At 62.3% G+C, this 15,998-nt stretch carries 13 protein-coding genes and 2 pseudogenes; 5 read left to right on the top strand and 10 right to left on the bottom strand.

Annotation, left to right across the window (positions count from 1 at the left end; all coding sequences use genetic code 11):
- Both AC5ZFO_RS10615 and AC5ZFO_RS10610 read left to right on the top strand, forming a co-directional pair.
- Positions 1-222, top strand: a pseudogene (locus AC5ZFO_RS10615) (LabA-like NYN domain-containing protein); the annotation flags it as partial.
- A complete protein-coding gene (locus AC5ZFO_RS10610) occupies positions 203-877 on the top strand; it encodes a uracil-DNA glycosylase (protein WP_085399881.1) in 675 nt (224 codons plus the stop codon). The pseudogene AC5ZFO_RS10615 and the gene AC5ZFO_RS10610, both read left to right, overlap by 20 nt.
- Here the strand turns inward: AC5ZFO_RS10610 and AC5ZFO_RS10605 are convergent.
- The 4 genes from AC5ZFO_RS10605 to dapA all read right to left on the bottom strand — a co-directional run bounded on the left by AC5ZFO_RS10605 (position 874) and on the right by dapA (position 3,372).
- On the bottom strand, positions 874-1,455 hold the full coding sequence (locus AC5ZFO_RS10605) for a peroxiredoxin (protein ID WP_282520893.1): 582 nt from the start codon (positions 1,453-1,455) through the stop codon (positions 874-876). The genes AC5ZFO_RS10610 and AC5ZFO_RS10605 overlap by 4 nt on opposite strands.
- 15 nt (positions 1,456-1,470) lie before the next feature.
- Entirely contained in the window at positions 1,471-1,944 is a 474-nt protein-coding gene (gene smpB / locus AC5ZFO_RS10600) for an SsrA-binding protein SmpB (RefSeq protein WP_008133025.1), read from the bottom strand.
- A 73-nt stretch (positions 1,945-2,017) separates the two neighbouring features.
- Positions 2,018-2,431 (bottom strand): large conductance mechanosensitive channel protein MscL, encoded by a 414-nt coding sequence (gene mscL, locus AC5ZFO_RS10595; RefSeq protein WP_404979781.1) that lies wholly within the window; start codon positions 2,429-2,431, stop codon positions 2,018-2,020.
- Between the two features lie 50 nt (positions 2,432-2,481).
- Positions 2,482-3,372: a 4-hydroxy-tetrahydrodipicolinate synthase gene (gene dapA, locus AC5ZFO_RS10590; protein ID WP_282520895.1), complete on the bottom strand. Its 891-nt coding sequence runs from the start codon at positions 3,370-3,372 to the stop codon at positions 2,482-2,484.
- Positions 3,373-3,652: 280 nt separating this feature from the next.
- On the opposite strand from dapA, the gene AC5ZFO_RS10585 reads away from it, so the two are divergent.
- Positions 3,653-6,073 carry a lytic transglycosylase domain-containing protein gene (locus AC5ZFO_RS10585; RefSeq protein WP_282520896.1) on the top strand — a complete coding sequence of 807 codons (2,421 nt, stop codon included), beginning with the start codon at positions 3,653-3,655 and terminating at the stop codon, positions 6,071-6,073.
- 217 nt (positions 6,074-6,290) lie between these two features.
- On the opposite strand, the gene AC5ZFO_RS10580 is transcribed toward AC5ZFO_RS10585, so the two are convergent.
- The 3 genes and pseudogenes from AC5ZFO_RS10580 to AC5ZFO_RS10570 all read right to left on the bottom strand — a co-directional run bounded on the left by AC5ZFO_RS10580 (position 6,291) and on the right by AC5ZFO_RS10570 (position 11,107).
- On the bottom strand, positions 6,291-7,964 hold the full coding sequence (locus AC5ZFO_RS10580; RefSeq protein ID WP_496122046.1) for an arylsulfatase: 1,674 nt from the start codon (positions 7,962-7,964) through the stop codon (positions 6,291-6,293).
- Positions 7,965-7,993: 29 nt separating this feature from the next.
- A pseudogene (locus AC5ZFO_RS10575) lies at positions 7,994-8,918 on the bottom strand (formylglycine-generating enzyme family protein).
- Between the two features lie 617 nt (positions 8,919-9,535).
- Positions 9,536-11,107: a porin gene (locus AC5ZFO_RS10570; RefSeq protein ID WP_282520899.1), complete on the bottom strand. Its 1,572-nt coding sequence runs from the start codon at positions 11,105-11,107 to the stop codon at positions 9,536-9,538.
- A gap of 892 nt (positions 11,108-11,999) precedes the next feature.
- Between AC5ZFO_RS10570 and AC5ZFO_RS10565 the strand changes: the two genes are divergently transcribed.
- Positions 12,000-12,287, top strand: a complete 288-nt coding sequence (locus AC5ZFO_RS10565) for a hypothetical protein (RefSeq protein WP_496122045.1) — start codon at positions 12,000-12,002, stop codon at positions 12,285-12,287.
- Between the two features lie 351 nt (positions 12,288-12,638).
- A complete protein-coding gene (locus tag AC5ZFO_RS10560; RefSeq protein WP_496122044.1) occupies positions 12,639-13,640 on the top strand; it encodes an acyltransferase family protein in 1,002 nt (333 codons plus the stop codon).
- Between the two features lie 100 nt (positions 13,641-13,740).
- Here the strand turns inward: AC5ZFO_RS10560 and AC5ZFO_RS10555 are convergent, their stop codons facing one another.
- From AC5ZFO_RS10555 to AC5ZFO_RS10545, 3 genes are all read right to left on the bottom strand, one after another.
- Positions 13,741-15,288 (bottom strand): pectate lyase family protein, encoded by a 1,548-nt coding sequence (locus AC5ZFO_RS10555; RefSeq protein WP_496122043.1) that lies wholly within the window; start codon positions 15,286-15,288, stop codon positions 13,741-13,743.
- A 157-nt stretch (positions 15,289-15,445) separates the two neighbouring features.
- Positions 15,446-15,631 carry a hypothetical protein gene (locus AC5ZFO_RS10550; protein ID WP_496122042.1) on the bottom strand — a complete coding sequence of 62 codons (186 nt, stop codon included), beginning with the start codon at positions 15,629-15,631 and terminating at the stop codon, positions 15,446-15,448.
- Positions 15,632-15,733: 102 nt separating this feature from the next.
- Positions 15,734-15,973, bottom strand: coding sequence for a hypothetical protein (locus tag AC5ZFO_RS10545; protein ID WP_496122041.1), 240 nt, complete (start codon positions 15,971-15,973; stop codon positions 15,734-15,736).
- Positions 15,974-15,998: the final 25 nt, after the last annotated feature.

The following is a 15,998-nucleotide window of genomic DNA, read 5'->3' as shown; positions in this document are numbered from 1 at the left end:
ACCATCGCAAGCCAGCCGCCGATGATCGCCGACGAGTTGCGCCGCCAGGCCGACGTCTTCACCGACCTCGTCGAGCTGCAATCCAAGCTCGGCCGCGACCCGTCCGAACGCCCCGCCCCGCGTGACCGCGGCGAGCGTGGCGAGGGACGCCATCACGCCCCGCAGTTCCTCCAGCGCGCGACCACGATGGCGCCGAGGGGCGATGACGACTTCGAGGAGTGAGGCGGCCCGGTCAAGCCGCCAGCCTCTCACCCTCGTTCCCGACCGCGACTGTCCGCTTTGTCCGCGCCTGGTCGCCTTTCGCGAGGCGAACCGCGCGCGCGAGCCGTTGTGGCACAACGCCCCGGTCCCCCCCTTCGGCGACATCAAGGCGCGCCTGCTCATCGTCGGCCTGGCGCCAGGCATGCAGGGCGCCAACCGCACCGGCCGCCCCTTCACCGGCGACTATGCCGGCGACCTGCTCTACGCCACGCTGCTCGAATACGGCTTCGCCAAGGGCACCTATCAGGCGCGGCCCGACGACGGCCTGAAGCTGGTCGACTGCCGGATCGCCAATGCCGTGCATTGCGTTCCGCCGCAGAACAAGCCGCTGCCGGTCGAGATCAACACCTGCCGCCAGTTCCTCGGGGCTACCCTCGCGACGATGCCGAAGCTGCGCGCCATCGTCGCGCTCGGACGGATTGCGCACGACACGGTGCTCAAGCCGCTGAACCTGAAGGCCTCGCAAGCTCCCTTCGGCCACGGCGCCGTGCATCAGGCCGGCGCATTCAGGCTCTACGACAGCTATCATTGCTCGCGCTACAACACGAACACCGGCGTGCTGACGACGGACATGTTCCGCAGCGTGTTCGCGAAGGTGAAGGCCGACCTGGACTAGGGCTCGGCTGGATTGGCCTTCAGCCAGTCCAGCACATCGCCGGCGTTCCGGTCGGGCGGAAACACCGGATAGAACACATGCGTGACCTCGGCATCGTCGATGATCAGCGCAAGCCGCTTGATCAAGGTGAGGCCAGCGACCTCCATGGTCGGTAGATTGAGGGCGCGCGTCAGCGCCAGCTTCTCGTCCGACAGCACCGGGAACGGCAGGTGCAGCCGCGACGCCATCTCGGTCTGGTATGCGTTGCTCTGGGTCGAGAGGCCGTACACCTGGGCGGTGCCGGCGGCTTTCAGCTCGGCAAACAGATCACGAAACGCGCAAGTCTGCGGCGTGCAACCGCGCGCGCCAGGGATCATGTCCCAATCGTCGACCAGCCCGATCTTGCCGGGCTCGCCGGTGCGCGGATAGGCGAACACCACGGTCCGGCCGGAGAGCGCTGACAGATTCACGGACGTATCGTCGGTGGCAAGCAGGCTGATCGCCGGCAGCGTCGTGCCCTTGAGATGCGCTGCGCCGCCGTCGTCGGCGGGTGCGGGAATCTGGCTCCAATCGACCTCGAGCAGGTTCTTCTGAGTCATCCCGTCCTCTTGCCGCTATCCCCTCGCCCGCAACAGCCGACCCTTCTCCCGACTCCAATCGCGCTTCTTCTCGGACTCGCGCTTGTCGTGCAGCTTCTTGCCCTTTGCAACCGCCAGCTGCAGCTTGGCCCGCCCACGCTCGTTGAAATAGAGCTTGAGCGGGATCAGCGTCATGCCTTCGCGGTCGACCGCGCCCATCAGCTTGTTGATCTGCTTGCGGTGCAGAAGCAGTTTTCGCGGCCGCTTGGGTTCGTGATTGAAGCGGTTGCCCTGGAGATATTCGGGAATGGTGGCGTTGATCAGCCAGATCTCGCCGTCCTTGGAATCGGCGTAGGACTCCGCGATCGTGCTCTTGCCGTTGCGGATCGATTTGACCTCGGTGCCGGTGAGCGCAATGCCCGCCTCGATCGTGTCTTCGATCGCATAGTTGAAGCGGGCCTTGCGATTTTCCGCCATGACCTTGATAGGACGTTCGTTCTTATCGGCCATGACCTAAAAAACCCGGACAACAAACCTGATCGAGATACGCGCGTAAGCTAACAGCTCGGATGAAGCGCGCGCGTCACTTCTTGAGGAGATCGCGGATCTCGGTCAGCAGCTCGACCTCGGCCGACGGTTTTGCCGGAGCCGCAGGCGCCGCCTCCTCCTTGCGCTTCAGCGTGTTCATGGCGCGGATCACCAAGAATAACACGAAGGCGACGATGATGAAGTTGATCGTCAGCGTCAGGAAGCTGCCGTAAGCGAGCACTGCACCTTGCTTTTTCGCATCCGCTAAGTTGGTGGCGGTCACCGCCTTCGACAAGGGGGCGAAGTAGTTCGAGAAGTCGAGGCCGCCGGTCGCGGCGCCGATGATCGGCATGATGATGTCACCGACCAGCGACGTGACGATGGCGCCGAAGGCCGCGCCGATGATGACGCCGACCGCGAGATCGACGACGTTGCCCTTCATGGCAAATTCGCGAAACTCCGTGAGCATCTTCCTGCCCTTCTCGTCGACGCTCATGAACGGCCCCCCGGTTGGCTAAATCAATTGATCAGCCCAGCATGAACCATCGCGTTGCGCACGGCAACGCGCGTCGGCTCGGTGACCGGAACCATCGGCAGACGCAGCGTCTCGTCCAGCTTACCGAGCAGCGACATCGCGTACTTGATCGGCGCCGGATTGCTCTCGATGAAGAGGTTGTTGTGCAGCGGCATCAGCTTGTCGTGGATTGCGAGCGCCGCCTTGGTGTCGCCCTTCGCCCAGGCAGCCTGGAATTCCGAGCACAGGCGCGGCGCGACGTTCGAGGTCACCGAGATGCAGCCGTGGCCGCCATGCGCCATGTAGCCGAGGATGGTCGCGTCCTCGCCGGAGAGCTGGTTGAAATCCTCGCCCATCGCCGCGCGCTGCTGCGAGACGCGGACCATGCTGGCGGTGGCGTCCTTGACGCCGGCGATGTTCTTCAGCTCCCACAGCCGCTTCATGGTGTCGACCGACATGTCGATCACCGAGCGCGGCGGAATGTTGTAGATGATGATCGGGATGCCGATCGCATCGTTGATCGCCTTGAAGTGCTGGTACATCCCTTCCTGGGTCGGCTTGTTGTAATAGGGCGTCACGACCAGCACGGCGTCCGCGCCCGCCTTCTCGGCGTGCTGCGCGAGCTCGATCGCCTCCTTCGTCGAATTGGAGCCGGCACCCGCGACCACGGGCACGCGCCCCTTGGCTTCAGCGATGCACCATTCGACGACCTTCTTGTGCTCGTCATGGCTGAGCGTCGGGCTCTCGCCGGTGGTGCCGACCGGGACCAGGCCGTTGGTGCCCTCCGAGATCTGCCAGTTGACCAGCGAGCGGAACGCCGCCTCGTCCAGCGAGCCGTTCTTGAACGGCGTGACCAAGGCGGTGAACGATCCCCGGAATTTCGTCTTGGCTGCCATGGACTTCCTCCGTACGCGGCTATCTCTTGAGCAAGCTGCATTCATATCGGGTCTATCCCGCCGGTAAAAGACCCGCTTCCGTGTGACGCACCGTTTAGGCCGCGATTTTGCCGCGGTGGTGGTGCAAACTGGGCAAAGGTAAGCAGCTGTTGGTATTTTGTCCGCATATTCAAGCGAATACAGCTAGGTCTTGAGCCAACTGACTGATTCGGGGCGACCAAACGCCGTGACCTCCTTCCCTCGTTCCGCATGGCGATCCACCGCCCTGGCCGTCTGCCTCATGGCGGGGCTGTCGGTCGGCTGCGCCGCCCTGGCCAAGTCCAATGAGACGACCGCGGACGGGGCCAAGGACACCCCGAAGCCGGCGGCCAAGGACGCCGCGAAGGGATCAGCCAAGGAAACAGCCAAGGAAACACCGAAGCAACCAGCGAAGGGAACCGGCAAGGAAGCACCGAAGGGCGCGAGCAAGGGAGCAGCTCCCGCCGCGCCCAAGGATGCCGCGAAGAAACCTGGCAAGGACGCCGCCAAGGATGCTGGCAAGAACGCCGGCAAGGAACCCGCCAAGGAACCCGCCAAGGACAAGCCCAAGCCCGCAGCCGCCGCGCCAAAATCACAGCCGGCCGCCAACGGCTCGCCCCCCAAACCCGCACCCGCCCCGGCCGTGACGGCCACCGTGAGACCTGCTTCCCCGGCGCCCGTCGCCAAACCCGTCGCGGCTCCCGTGCTTGCGCCGGCGACCCGCCAGCACGCCGCGCCGCGCAAGCCAGTCACGCCGGCCGCGGTCGCTGCGACTTCCTCGACGTCGCAAGCCGACAAGGACACGCTCGAGAACGTCATCGAGCTCGTGCGCAAGCGCAAGGCGGCCGACGCCACCAATTACGCTGCCTCGATCTCGGATCCGGTCGCACGAAAGCTCGCCGAATGGATCGTCCTGCGCAGCGAGGACAATGGCGCGACCGTGGAACGCTATCGCGCCTTCCTCTCCGCCAATCCGAGCTGGCCGTCACAGACCTTCCTGCGCCGGCGCCTCGAGGCCGCGATGTGGGACGACAGGCGCGACGATTCGGTCGCCTGGTCGTGGTTCGAGAATGAATCGCCTGTGTCCGCCAAGGGCCGCTTCACGCTCGCCAAGGCGATGCTGGCGCGCGGCGACCGCGCCAATGCCGAGCGGCTGGTGCGCGAGGCCTGGCGCAGTGATCCGATGTCGGAGGAGACCGAGAACAACGCGCTCGACCAGTTCGGCGCCCTGCTGACGCCGGGCGACCAGAAGGCGCGGATGGACACCCTGCTCTATGGCAGCGAGAACGAAGCCGCGCTCCGCGCCGCGAAGCGCCTCGGCGCCGGCTATGTCGCGCTGGCCAAGGCCCGCATCGCCGCCGTCAAGAAAGCGCCGAACGCGCGCGCGCTGCTCGACGCCGTGCCGCGCGAGCTGCACAACGATCCCGGCTTCATCTTCAGCAAGATCCAGCTCTTGCGTCGCGAGGAGAAGTTTGCCGAAGCCGCCCAGCTGATGCTGTCGGCGCCGAAGGATCCGAACCGGCTCTACAATCTCGACGAATGGTGGATCGAGCGGCGCCTGCTGGCGCGCAAGATGATCGACACCGAGGAATTCCGCAGCGCCTATCTGATCGCGCGCGACGCGGCCCTGCCCTCGCGCGACATCTACAAGACCGAGCAGGAATTCACCGCGGGCTGGATCGCGCTGCGCTTCCTCAACGATCCCGCGGCCGCCACCCAGCATTTCGCCCGCATCGGCGTCGGCAGCGTCAATCCGACCACGCTGGCGCGCGCCGGCTATTGGCAGGGCCGCGCGGCGGAAGCGGCGGGCCGCCAGCAGGAGGCGCGCAACGCCTACGCGCGGGCGGCCGAGCAATCCACCAGCTATTACGGCCAGCTTGCGCGCGCAAAACTCGGCCTGCCGCAGATCGAGCTCAACAGCCAGCCGCGCGGCCGCGGCGCCGAACGGCTGGAGATCGTGCGCGCCGCGCACCTGCTCTACGAGCTCGACGAGCGGGAGATGGCGATACCTGTTCTCGCCGACATGGGCGAGAACGGCGATCCGGAGGCGCTCGCGGGCCTCGGCGAGCTCACCCAGCGCCACAGCGACGCGCGCGGCATGCTGCTGCTCGGCAAGGCTGCGCTCAACCGCGGCCTCCCCTTCGACTTCTACGCCTATCCCGTCAACGGCATTCCGCAGTTCACGCCGATCGGCCCCGAGGTCGAGCGCAGCATCGTCTATGCGATCGCGCGGCAGGAAAGCGCGTTCAACCCCTCCGTGGTCTCGCCGGCGCAGGCTTACGGCCTGATGCAGGTGACGCCGGATGCCGCGCGTTACGTCTGCAAGCGGCACGGCGCGACCTACGACCTGGGGCGGCTGAAGAACGATTCGGTCTACAACGCCACGCTCGGCTCGGCCGAGCTCGGCGGACTGCTCGAGGACTACCGCGGCTCCTACATCATGACCTTTGCCGCCTACAATGCCGGCCGCGGCAGCGTGAAGAAATGGGTCGACCGCTACGGCGACCCGCGCGATCCCAAGGTCGACGCGGTCGACTGGGTCGAGCTGATTCCGTTCTCCGAGACGCGCAACTACGTGCAGCGGATCATGGAGAATCTTCAGGTCTACCGCGCCCGCTTTGGCGGCGGCACACGGTTGCAGATCGAGGCTGACCTGCGCCGCGGCGCCGGCAGCGTGGAATAGAGAGAGCCCTACTCTCGATTCGCTGCCGAGAGCATCGGCGGCGAGCGCCGGACATGCGCCATCGTCCGGCTCGAGCCTTCGAGGAATATTCTCAAGCTCTGACCCGCCCCTCAAGGCGAGCCATCCCACTCCCGGAGCGCGCCGAGAGCTGCCGATGTCGCTGGCCAGACCGGCAGCTCGCACCACTCCCGGGCTTGGGGCGCCCGTCACCGCAATCCTACTTGCCAGCGTGCGACTGCATGGCCTTCTCGATCTGCTCCTTGACCGCTTCCAGGTTGAAGCTCGCGCCCTTCTGCATCGGTGGGAACTCGATCGCCGTCTGAGCGAGCTTGCCGACCTCCTGCTGCACATACACGCCGCGCCAGAACTCGTACGCATACCAGTTGAAGAACCATAATGATCCCTTGTCGCCGGCGGGCAGGTTCGTGCGTTCGAACGGATCAAGCCGAAGATTGGTGATTATCGGAAAATCAACCTTCACCGTTGCGCCCAACCAGCCACCAGGCTGATCGATGAAGCGATACTTGAAGTCGTCGATGCGCACCGCGCTCAGTGTGCCCTCCGTGAAATAGAAGATCGAGTGGCGGGCAGACGGGCCTTTTCCGGTAATCAGGTCCATCTGGTTGTACCCGTCGAGGTAGACCTTGTAGGTCTTGTCGCCGAGTTGCTTTCCCTTCCGCAGCTCTTCCGCGATATTCGGATTGCCGGCGGCGGCGACGAAGGTCGGGAACCAGTCGAGCCCGGAGATAATGCCGTTTTCGACCTTTCCAGCCGGCACCTTGCCCGGCCAGCGGATCATGCAGGGCACACGGAAGCCGCCTTCCAGGGCTGTTCCCTTGCCGCCCGCGAACGGCGTCTGGCCGCCATCGGGCCAGGTAAAGTTCTCCGCGCCGTTGTCGGTTGTGAACGCGAGGATCGTGTTGTTGTCGAAGCCTTCATCCTTGAGCTTCTTCATCATGGCGCCGACGATATCGTCGAGCTGGGCGAACCCGCCCTCAGAAACCGACCAGCCGTTTTCCGAGTTGCGCATGTTCTCGTATTTTTCCGAAAGATGGGTGACGACGTGCATACGCGTGGGATTGAGCCAGACGAAGAACGGCTTGTTGTCCTGCTTCGCCTTGTCGATGAAGGCGAAGGCGGTTTGCAGAATCTCGTCATCCACCGTCTCCATCCGCTTTGGATAAAGCGGTCCGGAGTCCTCGATCTTTTGTTTGCCGATCTTGCCCCAGCGCGTCTGCACTGTCGGATCGTCGACGTTGGTCGCCCATGAATGAACCATGTTGCGCGGACCGACGGTGGCCAATAGCGCTTGCGGGTAGTTGCGGTGGGCCGGGTCTTCCATGGCGTCGAGGTGATACAGATAGCCGAAGAACTCGTCGAAGCCGTGCATGGTCGGCAGGAACTCGTTGAGGTCGCCGAGGTGGTTCTTGCCGAACTGCCCCGTGGTGTACCCCATGGATTTGAGCGCGGTCGCGATCGTCGGCGCCTGCGCCGGCATGCCGATCGGGGAGCCCGCCTGACCGACCGTGGTAAGCCCGGTGCGGATCGGCAGTTCTCCGGTGATGAAGTTGGCGCGGCCTGCCGTGCAGCTGGCCTCGGCATAGTAGTCGGTGAAGCGCATGCCTTCCGCGGCGAGCTTGTCGAGGTTCGGGGTCCGGCTTGCCATGATGCCCTGGTGGTAGGCGCCGATATTGAACCAGCCGATATCGTCCCCCATGATGAAGACGATGTTTGGCCGCTGGCCGGCCGCTGCTGGCGCAGGTGCCGGCTGCTGCGCTTGTGCCGGGCTCGTCAATCCGACGGCCGAGAGCGCCGAAGCGGCAACGAGAGAACTACCACTCAACAAGAGATCGCGGCGTTTCAGTCCTCCGCCGATTGGTCCCGTGCTCATCTCAGGCCTTTCCGGAATCCTATCGTTACTCATGATCTGATCCTCTTCCTGATGATGCACCTGAAGCCGACATGGCTTGCTGAGGTGTCGATCGGCTCGGCATGACGCGCGGCCGGACGATAGCGGCGGCAGTAGTTGGGAGCGCAAAGATGCGAGCCGCCTTTAAGCACCTTGCGCGGAATCCTGAGGGTCGGCTGACAAGAATCGTAGCTCGCGCCCTCGGGCCCACCGCGAGGATTTTTGGGGATGCAGCAGACTTTTGCGGCGTCGGCTTCGTGCTTCTGCGAATACCAATCCGCCGTCCATTCCCAGACATTGCCGATCATGTCGTGCAGGCCGTAACCGTTGGCCGGGAATGCGGCGACGGGCGAAGTGCGTTCGAAGCCATCAGCCGCAAGATTCTGGTGCGGGAAATTGCCCTGCCAGGTGTTTGCCATATGCCTGCCGCCGGGGAATTGCTCGTCACCCCCAGGCGAATTCCGCGCCGTCCAGTCCGCCGCGAGCGGCGAATTCCCATTCGGCCTCGGTGGGCAATTGCTTGCCGGCCCATTTGGCATAGGCTTCGACGTCGCGGTAGGCGACGTGGACGACGGGGTGGTCGTCGAGCCCGCTGATGTTGCTGCGCGGACCATAGGGTCGGCGCCAGTTGGCGCCGAATATGAACGTCCACCATTGCGCCCAGTTGCGCAAATCTAGGGCTCGCTTGGGCGGCGTGAAGACCAGCGAGCCGGCCTTGAGCATGTGCGGCAGAGCGCCCGGATAGTCCTTCGCATCAGGCGTAATTTCGGCGACAGTGACGTAACCGGTCGCGTTCACGAATTGGCGGAATTGGCGGTTGGTGACCGGCGTGCGATCCATCCCGAATCCGTCAACGGCAACGCGATGGACCGGCGCTTCCTCCGGGTAATGCCGATCCGAGCCCATGCGAAACGTGCCGCCCGGCACATAAAGCATCCCCTCACCTGCTGGATGCTCAGACCATTGTCCGGAGCCAGACAACGATTTCGTATCAGCCAGATTCATGACGCCCCCCCGGGCGCGTGCATCAGCGGCCTGCGTTGCTAGATTCGTGACACCGCCCGAAGAGTCGATTGGCTTGATATGCGTCTTTCGAAAGTGGGGCCTTTGACGGACGGTGAGACGTACAGAAACGGAGCGGCTCTTCTCCGGATTGATCCAGATCAAGGGTCCAGAAGCCCAAGCCTGAGTAGCTTGAAATTGGCCCGCCGACCTCGTGAGTTCTGGGACTCATCCGCCAGTTCGGAACCGTTCGATTTCGAGTGTGGCGGAACGAAGGGAAGCCCTCGCCTCCGCCGCGAGATCAATCGGCGAGATCGTTCGCTGGCTGTGTCAGTGAAGCGACGGGGGACCAGATGCGCGCCGGCCGGAGATGGCGTGCAGAGCAGTCGCCGACTCTTGTGCAACGGCCGTGACCCGAGGCGTAGCGAGCGACCGATCGCGGAAGCGACGCGCCGGCCCGGCCGACCCTGGCTGGCTCGCGAGCCCATGCACCAAAAGAAAAGCCCCGGCGGTTTCCCGCCGGGGCTCTCTGTCAGGTCGTTAGACCGAACTTACCAGTTGCGCTGAGCGCGGAGCAGCAGGCTGACCGTGTTCTGATCCTTCAGCTCGTACACAGCACCCGGCTTTGCGACAACTGCCGCAGGGCCAGCAGCGAGCGTGCTGATCGTGCCCGCGAACTTCTGGTCGAGCATGGTGTAAGCCACGTCCGCCGAGAAGGTCAGGTTCTTCACCGGCGTCCAGCGGGTGATCAGACCGATCGTGCCGAGGTTGAAGTTCGGGTTGCAAGAGGTGATACCCGCAGTGGCGGCACCCAACGTAGCGAGTTGGCCGCAAATGAGAGCCGCACCACCGTTGCTGTACGTCAGCTGAGCGTACGAACCGTAGATCGCGGTGTTCCAGTAAGCATCCCAGTTGTGGGTGTAGGCGCCGCGCATACCCCAGCTCGTAACCGTGTTGATACCGGTTCCGTTGGCGAACACACCGTCAGCCGCACCGGCAAGGCCAATGCTCTGATAGGCACCAGCCAGGTTGGTACCGCCGAACATTGCATAGTTCTGCGAAGCCAAGCTCTGGAAGTTGTAGCGGGTCGCACCATCGGTGTAGACCGCCTGGACGTTGATCACGTCGCCCGCACCAGTCGGAATGTTCTTGATGGACAAGGCCGCCTGGACAGCCCAACCCCACTTGTCGCCCGGATGACCGGCTGCTTCGGTTCCGACAAGCCCCGGAGTCGCGTAGTACGCTACGTGGTTGTTATGCGCCGCGGCAGACAACTGGAACAGACCCCAAGCCTGATCAATACGGACCATACCCTGGATGTCAGGAGCCCGCGTGCCGCCGAAGGCATTGATGCCGTAGCCGCCGGTACCAAAATTCGCGACCGAAACGCCGGCGCTGGTGTTGTACAGGTTGCTCTGATAGTAGGCCGTCGGATCCACCGCCGAAATCGCGGCAGTGATGCCCTGACCGAAGTCGGCAGTATAGGTGAACTGGTTCACACCAGTGACCGTGCCGCCGCCGCCGGTCAGACCGTCGAAGTTGTTACCCGGATAGTTGGTCCAGGGGGCGTCGAACTGGGCAACAGCTTTACCCATCGTGAAGCCCGCGAACTGGATGAAGGCGTAGTACACGCCGAGCGTACCGCCGGCGATTGCGCCTGAGGTGGCATTGTTGGGTGCGCCAACGCCCGTGCTGCCGAGCTGCGAGTAAACGGTGGAGCCGTTGCCGGTGCCGTTGCCCGTGTAGTTATCCGTCGTCCACGAGAACACCACGTCGGCGAAGGTACGAACCACGCCGTATTCGGTCGCGGTGCGCGTGTCGACGTTGAAGTCTTCACGGGCACGAGTGACGTAGTAGTTCGTCAGACGGTTCGCGGAACCGTTAACGCTGCTGAAGTTACCGTTGAAATCGGTCGCGTTGACCGCGACTTCAGCACGCAGGTAACCACCCAGCTTGATGCAAGTGTCAGTGCCCGGGATGTAGTAGAATCCGGCACCGTACAGGGAGCAGATCTTCACGTATTCGACCGCTTTGGCCTTCACGGGGAGATCGGCTGCCTGCGCTCCGCCAACGGCAATCAGACCTGCCGCTGAACCGAGCAAAAGGCTCTTAACCAACTTCATGTTAAACCTCCAAGTTTGCTCTATAGGGAAGGTTCCGGATCCGCTGGGTGACGACACCCTAAGGTTGGTTCCCTTGTCCCTTAACTTACCGCTTAGTCGCTTCGCGCCTTCGGACACACCCGCTGAACGCGAGGGACTTAAGCGAACCACCTAAAACGGGACGACCTCGGGATGCCCCCCTCCGTCGCTCAGTCACAATTACCGAACGTCTTTGCACACACAACAAGAGAACGCTCTGTAGCGAGCCCATGACGTTTGTTTTCCGAAGGGTGTTGCACAAATAACACGCAGATGTGATCGAAGCGCCCTCGCAACATATTGTTTTTACTTATGTTTCTAGGGCGGTTCCGTTTGCCGTCAAAATTCCCCACCTGAGGCACTGTGGACGGAACTCCGGCCTGAACAGGCTTTGACGCGCACGAATCGTGGAATCAGAAGGAGACTCAAGGAGAAGGCACACAGGTCTTCCCGCGACTCTCCACCAGGCGCAGACATGGTCGCGGCAACGCTCGAGGCGCGCTGCGAAGGCTCTTTATCGATGGTGGGGATGATTGAGACCGGCGCAGACAGCTCGGCTGGCGGAGACGGAGTCCGCTCAATCGAGCGATTTTACTGAGGTTTTGTGGGCATCTAGGTTTTCTACCCACACATGAACCCACTCGACGCCTTCAACAATACCGGTCCATGCTCCGGGTGGCGGGGAATTGGGCCGTCGACCCGGGCATCCAAAGGCACGCGAAGGTCTCCTGGACCCTGCGGCGAATCTGGCTGCCACGGTGGCAGCCCTTGAGCGCGACCTTATCCCCCAAGCGACGCGCAGTAGCTCGCGCGCCCGCCGAGCCCCCAGTAATCGATAATTTGACTTTCGCCGGCGCCGCGGTTCGATGGCGGCATGCCTCGCCCCGCCAGACGCCACACGCCGACGCATGCCGACGGTCGACCGCGCAAGATCACCTTCGGCGAGATGCGCGAGATGGGCGTGCGCGGCGTCCTGGTCTATTGCCACTGCGGCCATCACGTCGCCCTTGAAGCTGACCGCTGGCATGACAGCGTCAGGCTCTCGGACCTCGAGCCGCGGTTCGTCTGCCACGGCTGTGGTGGACGTGGCGCCGACGTCCGACCAGATTTCGAACGGGGTAACCCGCAGCTCGCCATCATGGGGTATCGCAACACGCAATGATCAAGGGCTGGGGCGGGCCTTTCGAGGAGCCGATTGTGGTCGAAGGGCGCAAGCTGGTGAACCACCCGTAAATTTCCCAGGGTCAGCGAGAGCGCGCGATCTCACTTTCGGTCTTTTGGATCACCGTCGTCGCCTGTGCGAGCGGTACCGATGCTTCCAAATTACTCGCTTTATCTGATCAGCGGCCTCAATCAGGGGCGGCCTCAATGAGAATATCGTGTGGCGGATCGATCCGATTGGCGGTTGCCTGGCACCAGCCTGGCCTCTGATTATCTGTGAGTGTTGCCGGGAGGCAACCTCACGCGGTCAGGTCGTGGCCTATGCTCCAACGTAGCGGGTTGGGGGCGATCTTTGATAGCAAACATCCAATTGCTGCGGTTTTCGGCCGCGCTTGGCGTTGCTGTGCTTCACGTCGGGCTTTTGAACGGTGACACGCCAGGCTTTGTCTTTGGCCAATCCGGCGTTGACGTGTTTTTCGTCATATCCGGGTTTATTATGGTTGTGTCGTCACAGCCCCTTTTCGGAGCGGACGGCGGGGCGGCAACGTTTCTCTGTCGACGCATCAAGCGGATTGTCCCGCTGTATTGGCTGGCAACCTTTGTTTACGTGGCCGGAAACCTTCTCTGGCACCATTCCTTTTCGCCCGACTTTCTGCCGCGCCTAATTTCAAGTCTATTTTTTCTTCCGGTCTATGGTGATCAGACAGTTCTGCCGCCCGGCTGGACGCTTATGCTTGAGATGCTGTTCTACCTTCTGTTCGCGCTCGCGCTCAGGTTCAGGCAGACAATCGCGCTTCCTCTCGTTGCGATGGCGCTATGCTCTGGCGTGGTTCTCAATTCTTTCTTTCCCACATGGCTTCCGCAAGGCCAGTTCTCCAATGTGATATACCGCGGAATCCTAGTCGAATTCGTTTGGGGCATGGCGCTGGGCGCGCTCTACGTTCGCAAGGTCCCAGTCCCGCGTACAGTGGCCGCGGCAATGCTTGCGGTCGGCGTGGTCGGTCTCACTCAAACAACACATGACTTAGAAGACACCCGCCGGTGGCTAATGGTCGGCCTTCCGGCCGCTGCAGTCGTCCTCGGTGCTATCTACCTTCCGCAGGTCACGCTTAAGGGGCGGGTCGGCTATGTGACTATGCTTCTCGGAGATGCCTCTTACCCGCTATACCTTTTCCATTGGATAGCGTTCGCAGTTATGCATCATCGCGGGTTTTCTCAGGCGACCCAGCTATGCGTCGCAGTTTCAGTGTCGATCGGATACCAACTGCTTGCGAACGCGATAATCTCGACGGTCCGAAATCGATCTATCGCCAGCGCAGCAATCGTTTTGGAAACGCCGTTACATCGTGCCTGAACTCAAGGCACCACGCCCGTCATCTTTGGCCAGTCGGACGCTACTGCGTCGCCGTTCCCATGTTGTTGCCGGTGCCGCTGTTGATGTTGTTGGCTGATGTTCAGTGCGTCGCCACACCGATAGAATTGCCGGCGCCGTTGTTAATCACCGGCGTCGTAACGCCGGGGTACATATTTTGAGAAACATTCACTCCGCTGGATGCCGCTTGAAGGTTCACACCAGTGGCGATCCCACTAAAGATGTTATTGCCGATGATCCCGTTCGCTCCGTTGTAGACAATTCCGAATTGAGACGTGCCGCCTGCTGAATTGAAAATATTGCCAGTGGCGATAAGGCCGCCGCCCCCGATATTGATCCCGCTGTTTCCGTTGCCGAAAAGAGTGATCGTGTTGCCGATGAAGGTGGGATTTAGAACAGGACTTAAAAATATTATTTGCGCCACGCCGCAATTGAACTGGCTGTTTGTGATGGTGAGCAAGACCAGGACGGCTGTTGCCCCTGCCTGTTGCCCAATGCATGATGTTCCCTCTTCTCCGTTGAAATTGCTCTGGTCGATCGTGATACCCTGCCACCAATCGCCGAGTGATATTCCGGTTACATGGTAGTTGAACGAAGATCGCGAGATGTTCAGGATCGTCGAGTACGATGACGTTGCAGCGTTGCCCTCATAGATTAAACCTGTACCTCCGCCTGCCGCCGCTGGCCCCTGATGCGGCCCCCACGTATTGACGTTTGCAATGTCGACAGAGGGCCAATTGTGCAGCTTGATTGCGATACTCCAATAATGCAGCGTTGGAGCAGACGGTCCGATGTCGTCGCCATTCACCTGCACGTTGTGAATGTCTGACTGGAACTGCTGACCGTTATTGCCGCCCACACCAATGAAGTTTAGGGCTGTGCCGCTGTTCACCTGCGCCGTCGTAAAGGTTAGGTCGCGGACATGGAAAGTGTTCTTGTTATTGGATGCCGTGAACGTCATTCCGCCACTTGCATTCGGCCAGTGCAGCGTCGTGCCGGTCGAGCCTTCACCCTGAAGCGTGATCGAGAACTTCGCGTTTGGCATGGTCTTTGAGACCGCCGACGTGAAGTTGTACGTTCCCGTCGGGAAATAGATGCAGCCGCCAATCGAGGACAGCGCGCTATAGGCGCTGCTGAATGCCGTGTCATTCGCGGTCGTGCCATCCCCAGCGCCGCCGAACGCCGTGATGTTCAGGCATTCCGTCCGCCATGATGCATCGCCGTTGGTCGAACTGTTCTTGACCAGCGACTGCCCCTGCGTGCCGCCCGCGGGGACAGCGGTGGCAAATGTTCCGTCGGCGCGTAGGAAGGTGGTCGTGCCGCCGCCCGACGCCGGGACGCAGCCCTTCAGGGAGGATGTGAAGGTGTTGCAGAGCGTGGTCAGTTGCGTGGCATTCAGCGACGTCATCAGCGCGGTGCTGCCGGAGATGTTACCGAGCACCGTGTTGTTCGGGACGGTGCCCCACATGAGCGACGACAATTGCGCGAACGGGATGGCCTGCGCGGGGCCTGGGCCGATCCCGGTCCGTCCCCAGACCGTATTCGCGGGGAGCGTGGGCCCGGTCTGCGCCGCGGCGAGCGCCGGCAGCAGGGCGAGGAAGGCGAGCGCGCTGGCGAAAAGCCGTTTCATCGACGATGTCTTTCCGAAGGCCCGTTCCGCGCGGTGGCGGAATGAGGCTCGGCTCCAATCAGTGAAGCCGCTGGAAAGACGGTTTTTCGCCAATGTCTCAGAGGCGGGATCGTTACGGGGATCCAATCCGGGAAACGCTTCTTAAGGCGAGCGCTGCCTAATCAAGAGATTCTGCCTGCAACAAGTTTTTGAACTGCACTTCATCGAGCCCGGCGAGTTTCCGCAGCGCATTCGCGATGTTGCGCCAGCGGCCTATCTGCCCGTTCAACTCGCGCAGCTTCCCGCGCGCTGTCTTGATCTCGGACTTCAAAGCGATGATAGCTGCAATCTCTTTATCGCTCATGACGCCTCAATCACGCAAATAAGTGGACCGGACTTTCTCCCCGCACGCCGGTCCATGGCACGGAGATGAAACGGGCACCGCTGCCCTTGGAGCTTCGAATTCTTACGAGCCACCGGTGCCGAGGTCGCGCAGCGCCTGGCCGAACTGAGCGCTCTGCAAACCGTTGGCGACCGCTGAAGCGACAAGCGCGCGGTAGAATTTAATTTCGGCCGTCCGTACGGCTGCCGCGACCGTCGAGCTGCCTCCGCCGGCGGAGATGGCTGCAGCAAACTCCTGCTGCCGTGTTCCCTCGGCCTGTACGCAGGCAGCGGCATGAGTCCGATTGATGTGTTCGATTATCATTTCGCTTGCTCCGCTATGCTCGTCG

The organism is Bradyrhizobium sp. Unk1 (genome assembly GCF_059512345.1).
The sequence above is the reverse complement of the archived record's forward strand: the minus strand, read 5'-3'. Positions and strand labels throughout refer to the sequence as shown.

Bases quoted from the DNA above. Each gene is read 5' to 3' on its own strand.
- AC5ZFO_RS10610 (WP_085399881.1), top strand. From the start codon at position 203: ATGACGACTTCGAGGAGTGAGGCGGCCCGGTCAAGCCGCCAGCCTCTC.
- AC5ZFO_RS10605 (WP_282520893.1), bottom strand. From the start codon at position 1,455: ATGACTCAGAAGAACCTGCTCGAGGTCGATTGGAGCCAGATTCCCGCA.
- smpB (WP_008133025.1), bottom strand. From the start codon at position 1,944: ATGGCCGATAAGAACGAACGTCCTATCAAGGTCATGGCGGAAAATCGC.
- mscL (WP_404979781.1), bottom strand. From the start codon at position 2,431: ATGCTCACGGAGTTTCGCGAATTTGCCATGAAGGGCAACGTCGTCGAT.
- dapA (WP_282520895.1), bottom strand. From the start codon at position 3,372: ATGGCAGCCAAGACGAAATTCCGGGGATCGTTCACCGCCTTGGTCACG.
- AC5ZFO_RS10585 (WP_282520896.1), top strand. From the start codon at position 3,653: ATGGCGGGGCTGTCGGTCGGCTGCGCCGCCCTGGCCAAGTCCAATGAG.
- AC5ZFO_RS10580 (WP_496122046.1), bottom strand. From the start codon at position 7,964: ATGAGCACGGGACCAATCGGCGGAGGACTGAAACGCCGCGATCTCTTG.
- AC5ZFO_RS10570 (WP_282520899.1), bottom strand. From the start codon at position 11,107: ATGAAGTTGGTTAAGAGCCTTTTGCTCGGTTCAGCGGCAGGTCTGATT.
- AC5ZFO_RS10565 (WP_496122045.1), top strand. From the start codon at position 12,000: ATGCCTCGCCCCGCCAGACGCCACACGCCGACGCATGCCGACGGTCGA.
- AC5ZFO_RS10555 (WP_496122043.1), bottom strand. From the start codon at position 15,288: ATGAAACGGCTTTTCGCCAGCGCGCTCGCCTTCCTCGCCCTGCTGCCG.
- AC5ZFO_RS10550 (WP_496122042.1), bottom strand. From the start codon at position 15,631: ATGAGCGATAAAGAGATTGCAGCTATCATCGCTTTGAAGTCCGAGATC.
- AC5ZFO_RS10545 (WP_496122041.1), bottom strand. From the start codon at position 15,973: ATGATAATCGAACACATCAATCGGACTCATGCCGCTGCCTGCGTACAG.